This is a genomic window from Alitiscatomonas aceti (genome assembly GCF_025567195.1).
Taxonomy (GTDB): Bacteria; Bacillota; Clostridia; order Lachnospirales; family Lachnospiraceae; genus Alitiscatomonas; species Alitiscatomonas aceti.
In genome coordinates this window covers 1-2840 of record NZ_JAOQJF010000070.1, presented here as the reverse complement: position 1 = coordinate 2840, position 2840 = coordinate 1, and the positions used below count along the sequence as shown (strand labels likewise).

General features: G+C 47.0%; 1 protein-coding gene and 1 pseudogene. Both read left to right on the top strand.

Annotated elements, in window-relative coordinates; all coding sequences use genetic code 11:
• Positions 1-692 precede the first annotated feature (692 nt).
• Positions 693-2525: a reverse transcriptase/maturase family protein gene (locus OCV69_RS16445; RefSeq protein WP_005933772.1), complete on the top strand. Its 1833-nt coding sequence runs from the start codon at positions 693-695 to the stop codon at positions 2523-2525.
• Between the two features lie 99 nt (positions 2526-2624).
• Positions 2625-2840 (top strand): annotated as a pseudogene (locus OCV69_RS16440) (VirB6/TrbL-like conjugal transfer protein, CD1112 family); the annotation flags it as partial.

The following is a 2840-nucleotide window of genomic DNA, read 5'->3' as shown; positions in this document are numbered from 1 at the left end:
ATCTTTATCGTCATTTATGGCCGTATGATCGAGATTTACCGCGCGTCCAGAAGCGCCGCTTTTCATCCAAAGGCGGTGTGCGGGCATTTTGGGAACCCGGCTTTAGCAAGCCGGTAAAGAAAAGTATCAAAGACGTGAAAAGCGTCACTTTAGCGTCATCCGATTTACCCCGGAGGGAAACCACAAGGGGGACAATAGCGTATCGGAAAAATCGCAAGTTGGGAAAACCATCTACCCACGACTGAGCGGCAAGACGCAACATTGTGAATGAGGAGCAAGGCTAAACTGCTTTAAGGGCAGTCCGAGGCGGGATACTCGACCCGACGGCGCAGGATGGTTGTATTCGCCGTATGTCATAGCGGAATGTGACAGGTAAACACAGACCGCACGATACTTATGACAGCCAGCCGCAGTAAGCGGAAAAGGACGAAAACCCACTACCGACATCACAATACGCTTTTCCCAAAGTGTCTAACTGGAGATTGCCTAAACCGGAACGCCGGAACTATCCGGCTATGCGTAATGCCGCAAGGCGATAAATTTCAAGGGGTAAAAACCCAAGAAAGATGACGCTGAATATCCAGCATGGCAACGGAGCCTCCGTAGTAGTCCGAGGGCGGGAAAGCCGTCTACATGGCGAAGGGAGGCAGGATGTCAACCAATTCATAAAAAGGAAAGGTGCGTGAGGCATTATGAGAAGTCCTGAAAATGTGTTGGAAAGCCTAAAATCCAAGGCGTGTAACAAGAGCTACAAGTACGAGCGGTTATACCGCAACCTGTACAATCCACAATTCTATCTGCTGGCATATCAGCGGATACAGGCGAAACCAGGCAACATGACAGCCGGAACAGACGGCAAAACCATTGACGGAATGGGAATGGCAAGGATAAACGCCCTCATTGAAAAAATGCGGGATTTTAGTTATCAGCCTAACCCGGCAAGGAGAACGTATATCCCGAAATCCAATGGGAAAATGCGTCCTCTGGGGATACCGTCATTCGACGATAAACTGATACAGGAGGTGGTGCGGCTCATCTTAGAGAGTATTTATGAGCCAACCTTTAGCGACTATTCCCACGGTTTCCGTATAAACAGAAGCTGTCATACGGCACTCAAATATGTGCAGAAATATTTTACGGGGACAAAGTGGTTCGTTGAGGGAGATATAAAGGGCTGTTTTGACAACGTAGACCATCATGTGTTGATTGCTATTTTGCGAAAGCGGATTGCAGATGAACATTTCATCGGTCTGCTCTGGAAGTTCTTGAAAGCTGGATATATGGAGGATTGGAATTATCACAATACTTATTCCGGCACTCCGCAAGGCTCCATCATCAGCCCTATCCTTGCAAACATCTACATGAACGAACTGGATAGCTATATGGCAGAGTATGCAGAGAAATTCAACTGCGGAAACCGCCGTAAAATCAATCCTGCGTTCAAGAAGAAGCTGGATGTCTGCCGGGGGAAAGAACAAAGGCTTAAAAGAAATCTCTCTAAAATGAGCGAGGAAGAAAAAGAGGGCTTAATTGCAGAAATCCGGGAACTGCGGCGTAGTCTGAAATCTATGCCGTATAGCGACCAGATGGACGATAGCTATAAACGGATTTGCTATATCCGATATGCCGATGATTTCTTAATTGGAGTTATCGGCAGCAAAGAGGACGCAGAACAGATTAAACAAGATGTAGGCTGCTTTATCCGGGACAAACTCCATCTGGAAATGTCCGAGGAAAAGACATTGATTACTCATGGACACGACGCTGCGAAGTTCTTGGGATATGAGGTCACAATCGCCAAAGGCGAACACAACAAAAAGACCAAAACCGGGGCTACCAGACGGGTAAACAATGGAAAAGTCTTACTTTATGTTCCCCATGATAAGTGGGTAAAACGACTGTTCTCCTACAATGCCCTCAAGATTAAATACGACAAACAAAATGGAAACAAAGAGGTTTGGGAACCTGTCCGGCGCACTCGCCTGTTGCACTTGGACGATTTGGAAATCCTAAACCAATACAACGCAGAAATCCGTGGATTGTATAACTACTACCGACTTGCAAACAACGTGTCTGTACTCAATAACTTCTACTATGTAATGAGATACAGTATGCTCAAAACCTTTGCTGGAAAATATCGGACACGAATCAGCAGAATTATCCGCAAGTACCGTCAAGGAAAAGATTTTGTTGTGGAATATCCGAAGAAAAACGGCAAGGTCGGAAAGGTATTGTTTTACAATAATGGGTTCCGCCGGGACACTAAAGTAGAAAGCGGAAATCCTGATATAGTAGCAAGAATTTTTGAGAATTATGGGCGTAATAGTCTTATAAAAAGACTGCAAGCAAACAGGTGTGAGTGGTGTGGCGCAGAGAATGTGCCGCTTGAAATACACCATATACGAAAACTCAAAGATTTAAGTGGCAGAAAACAATGGGAAATCGCCATGATTGGGCGTAAGCGCAAGACAATGGCACTCTGCGTCTACTGTCACGACAAGTTACACGCGGGGAAATTAGACTGACATCTGGAGAGCCGGATACGCTGAGAGGTGTAAGTCCGGTTCGGAGGGGAGTTCTCGGAAACCTGCCATAGTGATATGGTAAGGCGCCGGGTTCTTACCCTACTTGTGACCTCGGTGGCTCCCGTTCCAATGGCTGCCATGATGGGCAAGGAATGGGGCGGTATGGGACAGAACTACCTCCGCTCCCTGCTGGCGCTGGGCTTTCAGGCGTTTCTCATCATCGTCTGCGTGGCAATTTATGCTGTGCTGGTGCAGAACATCGCTCTGGAAGATGACATCATCATGGCGATCTGGAGCTGCGTGGGCTACACCGTA

Bases quoted from the DNA above. Each gene is read 5' to 3' on its own strand.
- OCV69_RS16445 (WP_005933772.1), top strand. From the start codon at position 693: ATGAGAAGTCCTGAAAATGTGTTGGAAAGCCTAAAATCCAAGGCGTGT.